This window comes from Streptomyces sp. NPDC041129 (assembly GCF_055592265.1).
Map to the genome: position 1 here is coordinate 1 of NZ_JBVIYV010000003.1, position 11,211 is coordinate 11,211.

Sequence of the window (11,211 nt, forward strand, 5' to 3'; positions counted from 1 at the left end):
AAACGCCCGGTTACATTCCGAACCCGGAAGCTAAGCCTCACAGCGCCGATGGTACTGCAGGGGGGACCCTGTGGGAGAGTAGGACGCCGCCGAACTCCTTTTACAGCTCCGGCTCTTGGGCACTGCCCAGGGGCCGGAGCTTTTTTGCGTTGGGGTAGGGTCGGGGAGCATCGTTTCGCTCCTTACAGCACAGGAGGCCCCCGGGTGGAGGTCCAGGAGACCCGTGTCCAGACGGACCGGGTGCTCACCATCCCCAACATCCTCAGCATGGCTCGGCTCGCCGGCGTCCCGCTCTTCCTGTGGCTCATCCTCAGGCCGGAGTTCGGCGGTCCCAAGAGCGACGGCTGGGCCCTTCTTGTGCTTGCACTGAGCGGGATCAGCGACTACCTGGACGGAAAGCTCGCCAGGCGCTGGAACCAGATCAGCAGCCTCGGCCGGCTGCTCGACCCCGCGGCCGACCGGCTGTACGTTCTCACGACGCTGCTGGGCCTCACCTGGCGCGAGATCCTGCCGCTCTGGCTGACCGGCCTTCTGCTCGCACGAGAGCTCGTTCTGCTGGTGATGGTCGGCATCCTGCGGCGCCACGGCTATCCGCCGCCCCAGGTGAACTTCCTGGGCAAGGCCGCCACCTTCAACCTGATGTACGCCTTCCCGCTCCTGCTGCTCAGCGACGGAAACGGATGGATCGCGTCACTGGCCGCTGTTTTCGGATGGGCGTTCGCAGGTTGGGGTACAACCCTCTATTGGTGGGCAGGAGTGCTCTACGTGGTACAAGTCCGCCGTCTCGTTCGCGCGGACGCCACGGCCGATTGAGCCCACTGATTGTCCGGACATAGTGGTCCGATGGCCCGCCGCGCCGAAGTGCGGGACAATCTGGACGGGTGAAGTCGGCTAGACCGTCGTCTCTTTAGGAGGACGCTTCCGACATGAAGGCCGTCGTGATGGCCGGTGGCGAAGGCACTCGCCTTCGCCCTATGACCTCCAGCATGCCCAAGCCGCTCCTGCCCGTGGTGAACCGCCCGATCATGGAGCATGTGCTGAGGCTGCTCAAAAGGCATGGGCTCAACGAGACCGTTGTCACCGTGCAGTTCCTGGCATCGCTCGTCAAGAACTACTTCGGCGACGGCGAAGAGCTCGGAATGGAGCTCACATATGCCAACGAGGAGAAGCCGCTCGGTACCGCGGGAAGCGTCAAGAACGCCGAAGAGGCGTTGAAGGACGACGCCTTCCTCGTCATCTCCGGTGACGCCCTGACGGACTTCGACCTCACCGACCTGATCGCTTTCCACAAGGAGAAGGGCGCACTGGTCACCGTTTGTCTGACCCGGGTGCCCAATCCGCTGGAGTTCGGCATCACCATCGTCGACGAGGAAGGCAAGGTCGAGCGTTTCCTCGAGAAGCCGACCTGGGGGCAGGTCTTCTCCGACACGGTGAACACCGGCATCTACGTCATGGAGCCCGAGGTCTTCGACTACGTCGAGGCCGATGTCTCCGTCGACTGGTCCGGCGATGTCTTCCCGCAGCTCATGAAGGAGGGCAAGCCGATCTACGGCTATGTCGCCGAGGGCTACTGGGAGGACGTCGGCACCCACGAAAGCTACGTCAAGGCGCAGGCCGACGTCCTCGAGGGCAAGGTCAACGTCGACATCGACGGGTTCGAGATCTCGCCGGGCGTCTGGGTGGCCGAGGGAGCCGAGGTGCATCCCGACGCGGTGCTCCGCGGGCCGCTCTACATCGGCGACTACGCCAAGGTGGAGGCCGGCGCGGAAATCCGCGAGCACACCGTCGTCGGCTCCAACGTCGTCGTCAAGAGCGGTGCGTTCCTGCACCGGGCCGTCGTGCACGACAACGTGTACGTCGGTCAGCACAGCAATCTGCGCGGCTGTGTCGTCGGCAAGAACACCGACATCATGCGGGCCGCCCGGATCGAGGACGGCGCGGTCATCGGCGACGAGTGCCTGATCGGTGAAGAATCGATCGTCCAGGGCAATGTGCGGGTCTACCCGTTCAAGACCATCGAAGCCGGTGCCTTCGTCAACACCTCGGTGATCTGGGAGTCCAGAGGACAGGCCAACCTGTTCGGCGCCCGTGGTGTCTCGGGCATCCTCAACGTGGAGATCACGCCCGAGCTGGCCGTGCGGCTCGCCGGTGCCTATGCGACCACGCTGAAGAAGGGCTCCACGGTCACCACGGCCCGTGACCACTCCCGGGGCGCCCGCGCACTCAAGCGAGCGGTGATCTCCGCGCTGCAGGCCAGCGCCATCGACGTGAGGGACCTGGAGAACGTCCCGCTGCCCGTGGCCCGGCAGCAGACCGCGCGCGGCAGCGCAGGCGGCATCATGATCCGGACCTCGCCGGGTGTGCCGGACTCCGTCGACATCATGTTCTTCGACGGGCAGGGCGCGGACCTGTCGCAGGGCGGCCAGCGCAAGCTGGACCGCGTGTTCGCCCGGCAGGAGTACCGCCGGGCATTCCCCGGTGAGATCGGCGACCTGTACTTCCCGGCGAGCGTCTTCGACTCGTACACCGGGTCGCTGCTGCGGAACGTCGACATCACCGGCATAGCGGAATCGGGCCTCAAGGTCGTCGTGGACGCGTCCAACGGCAGCGCCGGTCTCGTGCTGCCCAGCCTCCTCGGCAAGCTCGGCGTGGACTCGCTGACGATCAACCCCGGTCTCGACGAGTCCCGGCCCACGGAGACCGAGGAGATTCGGCGCAAGGGTCTGGTGCGCCTCGGTGAGATCGTGGCGTCCTCCAGGGCCGCGTTCGGTGTGCGGTTCGACCCCGTCGGCGAGCGGCTGTCGCTCGTGGACGAGAAGGGCCGGATCATCGAGGACGACCGGGCGCTGCTCGTCATGCTGGACCTGGTGGCCGCGGAGCGGCGCAGCGGCCGGGTGGCGCTGCCGGTGACCACGACCAGGATCGCCGAGCAGGTGGCCGCGTACCACGGCACGCAGGTCGAGTGGACCACCACCTCTCCCGACGACCTCACGCGCGTGGGGCGCGAGGAGGGCACCATCTTCGGTGGTGACGGCAGGGGCGGGTTCATCGTCCCCGAGTTCAGCAGCGTCTACGACGGCACGGCCGCCTTCGTACGGCTGATCGGTCTGGTGGCCCGTACGCAGCTCACGCTGAGCCAGATCGACGCGCGGATTCCGCGGGCCCACGTCCTCAAGCGGGACCTGGCGACCCCGTGGGCCGTCAAGGGTCTCGTCATGCGCCGGGTCGTCGAGGCGGCCGGGGACCGGTCCGTCGACACGACCGACGGTGTGCGGGTCGTGGAGACCGACGGGCGCTGGGTGATGGTGCTGCCCGACCCGGCCGAGGCCGTCACCCATCTGTGGGCCGAGGGGCCGGACGACGCCTCCGCGCAGGCCCTGCTGGACGAGTGGGCGGCCGTGGTGGACAGCGCCGGGCGGTAGGACCGGCCGCTCCGGACGGCGGGACGGCGAAAGCCGCTGCACGCGCGCGTGCCGGACAAGTGCCCCCAAGGGGGCCTGTCCGGCACGCCGGTGGGGCCATTCGGAGGTACTGCTCGCGACATGCGACGATGTGCGGCATGCCGCAGCAATCCCCCGTTCGGAGCAGCCCCCCGCGGTCGTCGCGCCCGGACGCGTCAATGTCGTTGATCACAAACGTCATGGACCACAGCCTCGACGACGGCTACGCGGAGGCCGCCGCCCGGCGGGAGGCGCAGGGCGAGGCCGGCGGACTGCCGAAGACGCTCCGGGCGAAGCTGGGCCTGGCCGGGGGTCTGGTCCTCGCGGCGCTGGTGGTCACCGTGGGAGCGGCACAGGCGAGGATCGCGGCCCCCGTGGTGGCCAAGGAACGCCAGGAGCTGATCGACCGCATCGACCGGGAGACCGCGGACGCGGACCGGCTCGAGAGCGATGTCGACGAACTGCGCGACGATGTCGACACGCGCCGGCGGGCGGCACTGCGCCGCAGCGGCGGCGGCTCAGAGGCCGATCTGGTGGGCGTGCTGTCGGGCGCGACCGCGGTGCACGGCCCCGGCGTCAAACTCGTGGTGAACGACGCCAAGGAGGCCAGCGCCGGCGGCGACGGCTCCAATCCGCGCGAGACCTCGGGCTTCTCCGACACCGGACGGGTGCGGGACCGGGACATGCAGCGGGTGGTGAACGGGTTGTGGGCCTCCGGGGCCGAGGCCGTCTCCATCAACGGGCAGCGGCTGACGGCCCTGTCCGCGATCCGGGCCGCGGGTGACGCGATACTGGTCGACAACAGGCCGCTGGTGCCGCCGTACACGGTGCTGGCGGTGGGGGACGGGCAGAGGCTGAGCACCAGGTTCCAGGACAGCGCCGACGGGCTGTATCTGCATGCCCTGGAGGAGAACTTCGGCATCCGGGCCACCATCTCCACCGAGGGGGACGTCCGCCTGCCCTCCGCCCCGAGTGTGATCGTACGCACAGCACAGCCGAACGCAGAGAAGACTGAGAAGGGCACATCGTGATCGCCGTACTGGGCCTCATCGTGGGAGTCGTGGCCGGCCTGTTGGTCCGGCCGGAGGTTCCGGCGGTCGTCGAGCCTTATCTGCCGATCGCCGTCGTGGCCGCGCTGGACGCGGTGTTCGGCGGCCTGCGGGCCATGCTCGACGGCATCTTCGACGACAAGGTCTTCGTGGTGTCGTTCCTGTCCAACGTGGTCGTGGCCGCGCTGATCGTCTTCCTGGGCGACAAGTTGGGCGTGGGGGCGCAGTTGTCCACCGGTGTCGTGGTCGTCCTCGGTATCCGAATCTTCTCCAACGCCGCGGCGATCCGGCGACACGTCTTCCGGGCTTGAGAGCGATGAGCAACCAGGACGAGCGGCCGGAGAACAGGCTGCGCAAGGAACTGCCCGAAGAGGTCCCGGCCCCGGCCCCGGCCGCCGAGCCGGAGCGGACCCCCGCCGGTCCGGAGCGGACGCCCGAGGAGCCGCGGCGGACTCCCGCCGAGGGAGCCGAAGGAGCCGAGGGCGCCGAGCCCCCGCTCACCGGCCGGCAGCGGCTGATCAAGGGCGTGTGGCCGCCGCGCGTCACCCGGGCCCAACTCATCGTCGCGGTCCTGCTGTTCGGCCTCGGCTTCGGGCTGGCGGTGCAGGTGGCGTCGAACAGCGACAGCGACAGCGCGCTGCGCGGGGCACGTCAGGAAGATCTCGTTCGCATCCTCGATGAACTGGACGACCGTACTCAGCGTCTTGAGGACGAGAAGCAGGGACTCGACAAACAGCGCCAGGAGCTGCAGAGCAGCTCCGACCAGGCCGCTGAGGCGCGCAGGCAGACGGCCGAGAAGGAGAGGCAACTCGGCATTCTGGCGGGCACCGTGGCGGCGGAGGGTCCCGGCATCACCATGACCATCGAGGACACGAAGGGGACGGTCAAGGCGGACATGCTGCTCGACGCGATCCAGGAGCTGCGCGCGGCCGGCGCGGAGGCGATCCAGGTCAACGGCGTACGCGTGGTCGCGAGCACCTACTTCACCGACTCCGGCAAGAGCGTGAGTGTCGACGGGAACAAGATCAACGCACCGTATCGTTTCAAGGTCATCGGCAAGTCGCAGGATCTCGAACCGGCTCTGAACATTCCCGGAGGCGTGGTGCAGACTCTGGAGAAGGAGCAGGCCACGGTGACCGTCGAGCGGTCGGGCAAGATCGTCGTGGATGCCTTGCGACAGGTGAAGCAGCCTGACTACGCTCGGTCGTCCTCCCAGTGAACCGGCGGTGCATGGGGGGCGTCCGGCAGGGGCATGAGGTTGCGGGGGGTCGGCGCACCGAAGAAGTGGCGCGTGGTGGAAACTGTCTGGTGGATACGGACGTTGTGAGGATGTCCGGGTCGACCGGTGTAGGCAATCAGGGTTCGTCCTGCCCCACGGGCGGGTCTGTTTCGGTCAAGGGGAATCGCCCGTGAAGTTGTTTGCGAAGTTGTTCGGCAAGAGCGCGCGAGAGGACAGCGACAACGCGACCGCTCGTCATCGCGCACAGCCTGACGCAGAGGGCCGGCGCCCGCTGTTCCGTGACCAGGTCGCTGGTCCGGGCGGTGACATTTCCGGAGGCCAGGGCGCGGCGTCTGTTGACCCTGCCCAGTCCGGCGGCATAGGTTTCGGGCAACCGTCAACCTCAAGTGCGGGTGGAGGGTTTGCCTCCGACCCCTATGCGTCCAACGCCCCCGCGGGGCAACCGCGGCAGGAGGATCCTTCCATGTCCGTCCTGATTTGTACGAGGTGCGGTAACCGCAACGCGGAGAGCGCCCGCTTCTGCTCCAACTGCGGTGCGCCGCTGCGGTCCGGTGTGGCGCCGGAGCGTGCCTCGGAGACCACGTCCACGATCTCCATCTCCGGCATCGAGGCCTACGACGCCGAGGTGACCGGGCAGACGCAGGTGCCGATGCTCTCGCCCGAGGCGCAGGCCGCGGTCGACGCGCTGCCGCTGGGGTCGGCGCTGCTGGTGGTGCGCCGGGGCCCGAACTCGGGCAGCCGCTTCCTGCTGGACAGCGACCTGACCACGGCCGGCCGGCACCCGCAGAGCGACATCTTCCTGGACGACGTCACGGTCTCCCGCCGGCACGTGGAGTTCCGGCGCTCCCCGGACGGCTCGTTCACGGTGGCCGACGTGGGCAGTCTGAACGGCACGTACGTCAACCGCGAGCGGATCGACCAGGTGCCTCTGTCGAACGGTGACGAGGTGCAGATCGGCAAGTACCGGCTGGTCTTCTACGCGAGCCGGCAGGGCATCTGACCCCCCTGGACTCCGTCCGGGGGGAACCCCAGGGAAGGTCCATGCTGCACACACCGAGCGGCGGTGCCCGAAGCGGTACCGCCGCCGCGGGCGGACTGATGAGCATCGGCACGGTGCTGAACGCGCTGCGTGACGAGTTCCCCGAAGTGACCATCTCCAAGATCCGCTTCCTGGAGTCCGAGGGGCTCATCGAGCCGCAGCGGACTCCGTCGGGCTACCGCAAGTTCGGCCCCGGGGACGTCGACCGCCTCGCGCACGTCCTGAGGATGCAGCGGGACCACTACCTGCCGCTCAAGGTGATCCGCGAGCACCTGGACGCCATGGAGCGCGGTGAGGCCGTGCAGTTGCCCTTGGTGGGGCGCCAGCGCACCGGGGACGAGCCGCCGGAGCCGCCCGAGCGGCCCACGGTGGCCCGGATCGGGCGGGCCGAGCTGCTGGCGGCGGCGGACATCGGCGCGGACGAACTCGCGGAATGGCAGTCGTACGGGCTCATCGCTCCACTGGAGGACGGTGTGTACGACGCGGCGGCCGTCACCGTGGCCTCGCTCATCGCCGAGCTGGGCCGGTTCGGGATCGAGCCGCGCCATCTGCGCGTGATGAAGGCCGCCGCCGATCGGGAGGCGGGCCTGGTGGACCAGGTCGTGGCCCCCCTGAAGCGCCACCGCAACCCGCAGACCAGGGCCCACGCCGAGGCCCGGGCCAAGGAGCTGGCGGCGCTCACGACACGGCTGCACGCGGCACTGGTGCAGACCGCTCTGGGCGTACGCCTGCCCTGAACGGCGGGGTGTCCCGGGCGGCCGGATCGGGCACCTGTTCCCGGCCCGACTACCCAAAGGTCCCGAGCACGGCCTAGGGTTGCTGTGTGAACGAGCTCGATGTCGTAGGTGTCCGGGTCGAAATGCCCTCCAACCAACCGATCGTGCTCCTGCGCGAAGTGGGGGGCGACCGCTACCTCCCCATCTGGATCGGGCCGGGGGAGGCGACGGCCATCGCCTTCGCCCAGCAGGGCATGGCCCCCGCGCGACCGCTGACCCACGACCTGTTCAAGGACGTGCTGGAGGCCGTCGGCCAGGAGCTGACCGAAGTGCGCATCACGGATCTACGTGAGGGCGTCTTCTACGCGGAGCTGGTCTTCGCCAGTGGGGTCGAGGTGAGCGCGCGTCCCTCCGACGCCATAGCGCTGGCCCTGCGTACCGGGACGCCGATCTACGGCAGTGACACGGTGCTGGACGACGCCGGCATCGCGATCCCGGACGAGCAGGAGGACGAGGTGGAGAAGTTCCGCGAGTTCCTCGACCAGATCTCGCCGGAGGACTTCGGCACCAGCAGCCAGTGAGGTATGGCGCCCCGACGGCCCGGGGGCGGTGACCTGCGGGCCCGTTGCCGTGTGGCGTGGCAATTGCCTCCGGCCATCCAGAGCGTCATGCGGTCTTCCGCGAGAGCATTCGGCTAGCCTTTCCCCGCGGTGGGGCACGAGAAACCACTCTTAGGGTGATTATCACCCGGCGTGGCGAGTGTGGCGATCGTTGACGCACCCCTGGTGACTGCCTACCGTCGAGAAGGCAGTTCAAGGACGGAGGTCGGCGTGAGAACGAGCGGCGACGGTACGGCTGGGGGTGCCCCCGGACGCGGTTTCGGGGAGAGCGGTCCGTGCCCTCCCCCGAGTTCCCAGCCACGTTCCAGCGGGCAGTACGCATATCCCGGCGGCGCGGTCGACCACGCCCCACAGCGGCCGACGGCGGTGCCGAACGGCGGAGGGGTGGCGTCCATGGCGTCCGAGGAGATCGGCTACCGGGGTCCCACGGCCTGCGCGGCCGCCGGCATCACCTACCGGCAACTGGACTACTGGGCCCGTACGGGACTGGTCGAGCCGAGTGTGCGGCCCGCCCACGGATCGGGCACCCAGCGCCTCTACAGCTTCCGGGACGTGGTCGTCCTCAAGATCGTCAAGCGGTTCCTGGACACCGGGGTCTCGCTGCAGAACATCCGCACGGCCGTGCAGCACCTCCGGGAACGCGGTTTCCGGGACCTGGAGCGCATGACCCTCATGAGCGACGGTGCCACGGTGTACGAGTGCACCTCGCCGGACGAGGTGCACGCCCTGCTCCAGGGCGGCCAGGGCGTCTTCGGGATCGCCGTCGGCGTGGTCTGGCGGGATGTGGAGAGCGCGCTCTCCCAACTGCACGGCGAGCGTGTCGACACGGGGGAGACCCTGGTCGGGCACAACCCGGCGGACGAACTGGCGCGGCGGCGCAACCGGGCCGTCTGAGGACGTCCCACCGAGCCCCACCGCACCCCACGGGCCGTGCGCCCGCGTTGTCAGTGGTGTGGTGCAGCATCGGAGGTGTGAGAAACGCGCCCACGATCCTGCATCTCGACATGGATGCCTTCTACGCCTCGGTGGAGCAGGCATCCAAGCCGAGCCTGCGGGGCAAGGCCGTGATCGTGGGCGGACTCGGACCGCGGGGTGTGGTGGCCACCGCGTCGTACGAGGCGCGGGTGTTCGGGGTGCACTCGGCGATGCCGATGGCCCAGGCGCGCCGGCTGGCGCCGAACGCCGCGTACCTGGTGCCCCGCTTCAGTCTCTACCGGTCCGTGAGCGAGCAGGTGATGGCGCTGCTGCGGGAGCTGTCGCCGCTGGTGGAGCCGCTGAGCCTGGACGAGGCGTTCGTCGACCTCGAGGCCCGGCAGGCGGCCTGGGACGCGGACTCCGCGCGCCGGGTGGCAACGAAGCTGCGCACCGACATACGGGCGGTCACCGGGCTCACGGGGTCGGTGGGACTCGCCGCCTCCAAGATGCTCGCGAAGATCGCCTCGGAGGAGGCCAAACCCGACGGACTGGTCCTCGTCGAACCCGGCACCGAGCGGGCGCTGCTCGGGCCGATGCCGGTGCGGACCCTGCCCGGGGTGGGGCCGGCGACCGGGGACCATCTGCGGCGGGCCGGGATCACCACGGTCGAGGAGCTGGCCGAGGCGGGCGAGGACGAGCTCGTACGGCTGCTCGGCAAGGCGCACGGGCACGCGCTGTACGCGATGGCGCTGGCCCGCGACGACCGGCCCGTGGTCGCCGAGCGGGAGGCCAAGTCGGTGTCGGTCGAGGACACCTACGACGTGGACATCCACGACCGGCTGCGGGTCGGTCTCGAGGTGCGGCGGCTCGCCGACCGGTGCGTGGGCCGGCTGCGCGGGGCCGGGCTGTCGGGGCGGACGATCGTACTGAAGGTCCGCCGGTACGACTTCTCGACACTGACCCGGTCCGAGACGCTCAGAGGGCCCACGGACGACCCCTCGGTGATCCGGGAGGCGGCCGAGCGGCTGCTGGACTCCGTGGACACCACGGGCGGGGTGCGGCTGCTCGGTGTGGGCGTCACCGGGCTCGCCGACTACACCCAGGAGGACCTGTTCGCCCAGGCGGCGCAGCCCTCGCCGGCGGCACAGGCGCCGGAGGAGGCCGTGGCCGAGACCGTGCCGGAGCGGCCGGAGCCCGTCGAGCGGCGGTGGCGTGCCGGGCAGGACGTGCGGCACTCCGAGCTGGGCCACGGCTGGGTGCAGGGCAGTGGTCTGGGCCGGGTGACCGTGCGCTTCGAGACGCCTCAGTCGGAGCCGGGGCGGGTGCGGACGTTCGGCGTCGAGGATCCCGCGCTGGTGCCGGCGGATCCGCTCCCGCTGGTGCTGGGCACGGATCCGCAGCCACGGATGTCGGACGCGGATCCGCCGCCGCGCCTGTCGGGTGCTCTCGACGCCGATCTGTAGGGCGGCTGCGGCCCGTGAGGTGCGGGCTCCGCCGTGGTCACCGGCGTGGCCCCCCGCCCCCGGTGGGGCCGCCGGCGGCGTGGGCTCAGGGTTCCTCGGTGCCCGCCAGCTTGCCGAAGTCGTGGTCCGCGAGCGGGGAGGGCGCCGCCACGTCCAGGCCGTAGTGGTGGTAGAGCTGGAGTTCCTGTTCGGGGGAGAGGTGGCGGCCCACGCCGAAGTCGGGTGCGTCCTTGATGAGCGCACGGTCGAAGGGAACCCGCAGGGCGCCCTCGACGATCTCGCTGGGTTCCAGGGGGACGAAGGCGTCCCGGGAGAACAGACCGGTGCGTATGGCCGCCCACTCCGGTACGCCGGTGGCGTCGTCGAGGTACACCTCGTCGATGGTGCCGATCTTGGTGCCGGTGCGGTCGAACGCCTTGCGGCCGATCAGGTTGCGCGGATCGATGTCGGTCTGCACGGTCCCTCTCCCTCCACTTGGTCGCAACTCATCCGTAAGCACTACGAAAGAGCACAATCAGGGAGGCGGCCACTCGAAGGCCCGGGCGTTGACCTCGCTGGTACGCTGACAGCGGCTGCTGACCCCGTGCGGGAGAGTCCTCCGATCACCTCGGAGGCGCCGAAGGAGCAAATCCTCCCCGGAATCTCTCAGGCTCACGTACCGCACGGACGAGGTCACTCTGGAAAGCAGGGCGGATGTCGACGGCGTCCGCCCTCACCGACGGTGAAAGC

Annotated in this window: 10 protein-coding genes, 1 rRNA gene, 1 pseudogene and 1 riboswitch; of the genes and pseudogenes, 11 read left to right on the forward strand and 1 reads right to left on the reverse strand. The window is 69.5% G+C overall.

All coding sequences use genetic code 11. The features are described 5' to 3' along the window. The 11 genes and pseudogenes from rrf to ACZ6B1_RS12765 all read left to right on the forward strand — a co-directional run. Positions 1-95: ribosomal RNA gene (rrf, locus tag ACZ6B1_RS12715) — 5S ribosomal RNA — on the forward strand; the annotation flags it as partial. A 109-nt stretch (positions 96-204) separates the two neighbouring features. Then, the gene (locus tag ACZ6B1_RS12720) at positions 205-813 is read left to right on the forward strand and encodes a CDP-alcohol phosphatidyltransferase family protein (RefSeq protein ID WP_468777541.1); all 609 of its coding nucleotides are present in this window, start codon (positions 205-207) and stop codon (positions 811-813) included. Positions 814-926: 113 nt separating this feature from the next. Then, on the forward strand, positions 927-3,422 hold the full coding sequence (locus ACZ6B1_RS12725; protein WP_468777543.1) for a sugar phosphate nucleotidyltransferase: 2,496 nt from the start codon (positions 927-929) through the stop codon (positions 3,420-3,422). Between the two features lie 128 nt (positions 3,423-3,550). Further along, complete coding sequence (locus ACZ6B1_RS12730) at positions 3,551-4,471, forward strand: DUF881 domain-containing protein (RefSeq protein ID WP_468777545.1); 921 nt, start codon at positions 3,551-3,553, stop codon at positions 4,469-4,471. After that, positions 4,468-4,800 carry a small basic family protein gene (locus tag ACZ6B1_RS12735; protein WP_006134295.1) on the forward strand — a complete coding sequence of 111 codons (333 nt, stop codon included), beginning with the start codon at positions 4,468-4,470 and terminating at the stop codon, positions 4,798-4,800. The genes ACZ6B1_RS12730 and ACZ6B1_RS12735 overlap by 4 nt, the downstream gene beginning before the upstream one ends. A 5-nt stretch (positions 4,801-4,805) precedes the next feature. After that, positions 4,806-5,708 (forward strand): DUF881 domain-containing protein, encoded by a 903-nt coding sequence (locus ACZ6B1_RS12740; protein WP_468777547.1) that lies wholly within the window; start codon positions 4,806-4,808, stop codon positions 5,706-5,708. 190 nt (positions 5,709-5,898) lie between these two features. Beyond that, positions 5,899-6,729 (forward strand): FHA domain-containing protein, encoded by an 831-nt coding sequence (locus ACZ6B1_RS12745; RefSeq protein WP_468777548.1) that lies wholly within the window; start codon positions 5,899-5,901, stop codon positions 6,727-6,729. 41 nt (positions 6,730-6,770) lie between these two features. Continuing rightward, on the forward strand, positions 6,771-7,505 hold the full coding sequence (ftsR, locus tag ACZ6B1_RS12750; RefSeq protein WP_468777550.1) for a transcriptional regulator FtsR: 735 nt from the start codon (positions 6,771-6,773) through the stop codon (positions 7,503-7,505). An 86-nt stretch (positions 7,506-7,591) separates the two neighbouring features. Beyond that, positions 7,592-8,065, forward strand: coding sequence for a bifunctional nuclease family protein (locus tag ACZ6B1_RS12755; RefSeq protein WP_026253112.1), 474 nt, complete (start codon positions 7,592-7,594; stop codon positions 8,063-8,065). 249 nt (positions 8,066-8,314) lie between these two features. After that, positions 8,315-8,998, forward strand: coding sequence for a MerR family transcriptional regulator (locus ACZ6B1_RS12760; RefSeq protein WP_468777552.1), 684 nt, complete (start codon positions 8,315-8,317; stop codon positions 8,996-8,998). A 77-nt stretch (positions 8,999-9,075) separates the two neighbouring features. Beyond that, positions 9,076-10,646 (forward strand): annotated as a pseudogene (locus ACZ6B1_RS12765) (DNA polymerase IV). Here ACZ6B1_RS12765 and ACZ6B1_RS12770 read toward each other — a convergent pair. Continuing rightward, positions 10,568-10,939, reverse strand: a complete 372-nt coding sequence (locus tag ACZ6B1_RS12770) for a PRC-barrel domain-containing protein (protein ID WP_351668847.1) — start codon at positions 10,937-10,939, stop codon at positions 10,568-10,570. The pseudogene ACZ6B1_RS12765 and the gene ACZ6B1_RS12770 overlap by 79 nt on opposite strands. A 119-nt stretch (positions 10,940-11,058) precedes the next feature. Next, a riboswitch (glycine riboswitch) is annotated at positions 11,059-11,153 on the forward strand. Positions 11,154-11,211: the final 58 nt, after the last annotated feature.

Coding starts and splice junctions, on each gene's coding strand:
- ACZ6B1_RS12740 (WP_468777547.1), top strand. CDS start 4,806: ATGAGCAACCAGGACGAGCGGCCGGAGAACAGGCTGCGCAAGGAACTG.
- ACZ6B1_RS12730 (WP_468777545.1), top strand. CDS start 3,551: ATGTGCGGCATGCCGCAGCAATCCCCCGTTCGGAGCAGCCCCCCGCGG.
- ftsR (WP_468777550.1), top strand. CDS start 6,771: ATGCTGCACACACCGAGCGGCGGTGCCCGAAGCGGTACCGCCGCCGCG.
- ACZ6B1_RS12725 (WP_468777543.1), top strand. CDS start 927: ATGAAGGCCGTCGTGATGGCCGGTGGCGAAGGCACTCGCCTTCGCCCT.